The sequence below is a fragment of the Streptomyces sp. IBSBF 3136 genome (assembly GCF_036815105.1).
Taxonomy (GTDB): domain Bacteria; phylum Actinomycetota; class Actinomycetes; order Streptomycetales; family Streptomycetaceae; genus Streptomyces.
Genome location: NZ_JAJSZC010000485.1, coordinates 1 through 808 on the forward strand (window position 1 = coordinate 1; position 808 = coordinate 808).

Genomic DNA, 808 nt, shown 5'->3' on the forward strand with positions numbered 1-808 from the left:
CTTCGGAGCCGTGGGTTCCCGTGCCGGCGTCGTGCCGTTCCGCGGTGACGGTCGTCGCGGCCGCCGGTGCCGCCGGCGTCAGGGCCGCGACGGCCAGCCCTGCCGACAGCAGGACCGCACCGCGTCCGACTGGTCCTCTCCTCATGCACGCCTCTTCTCGTCCGGGGGGTCCGTCCTGGTGCGCCGAGTACTGGGACGAGTCTCATGTGCCTTGTGTTTCAAGGCTGTTGAGCGGTCGCGGCGGAAAAGTGCCCTGGCGGCTTCCCGCCAGGGAGGCGTTCCCGCGCGGCCGGAGGAACGGACAGCCGCACCGGCCGTCCGTCACAATGGAGCCGGTAGGGGATCAAGGACACGGGGGACGGGCGACGCCATGAACAGGCTGATGGAGTTCACCACCGAGGACGGCGCCGTCGTGACGGTGGAGGAGACGGACAGCACCGGCGGGACGCGGCTCGTCTCCCGCGGCGAGGGCGGCCCGGCGGCGCAGACCGCCCGCACCTTCGAGGGCGCGCTGGACGGGGTACGCGCGGCCGCCCAGTCCGCGCTGCGCGTCTTCCGTGACGGCACCCTGCGCCCCGACTCGGTGGAACTGGAGTTCGGCGTGAAGCTGAGCGCGGAGGCGGGCGCCGTCATCGCCAAGGGCGCGGCGGAGGGACAGCTGGTCGTCCGGCTGAGCTGGAAGTCGCCGACGGAACCGGCATCCGGCTCCTGACGGGCGACCCGGTGCGGCCGGCTGCCATCCCGGCGGGGCCTTCGGCGGCGCGACACACCGTACGCGCCGCCCGAACCCCCCATTCAGCGGCACCCC

The 808-nt window shown here is 73.6% G+C and carries 1 protein-coding gene; it reads left to right on the top strand.

The features are described 5' to 3' along the window. Positions 1–370 precede the first annotated feature (370 nt). Positions 371–712: a CU044_2847 family protein gene (locus V7E45_RS40370; RefSeq protein ID WP_333779260.1), complete on the top strand. Its 342-nt coding sequence runs from the start codon at positions 371–373 to the stop codon at positions 710–712. Positions 713–808 lie beyond the last annotated feature (96 nt).

Coding starts and splice junctions, on each gene's coding strand:
- V7E45_RS40370 (WP_333779260.1), top strand. CDS start 371: ATGAACAGGCTGATGGAGTTCACCACCGAGGACGGCGCCGTCGTGACG.